The 240-nt window shown below is 48.3% G+C and carries 1 pseudogene; it reads right to left on the bottom strand.

Annotated features, from left to right (window positions below):
* Window positions 1-240 (bottom strand): annotated as a pseudogene (locus ACTHS3_RS18520) (sigma-54-dependent Fis family transcriptional regulator); the annotation flags it as partial.

The raw sequence follows: 240 nt of genomic DNA, 5'->3' as shown, positions 1-240 counted from the left end.
GCCGGCAACGACTTCATCGGCGCCCTCACCTCGTTTAAATCCGCATGAAGCAATCACACGGACATTGTAGCGGTCGGCTTTTTCCAGCAAGAAACCAATGCCGTTTTGTATGTTTTTGCTGTAACGGGCAATATCGCCGACATACAAAATACCGACTGATGCCATTTGCAACATCTCCATCGGCGTAACAACAATCTGTTCGACACTGTCTGTTGCAAACCAAGGCGTACCCATTTTGTG

It is taken from the genome of Neisseria sp. P0009.S007 (assembly GCF_051962515.1).
This window is presented reverse-complemented; position numbering and strand designations above follow the sequence as displayed.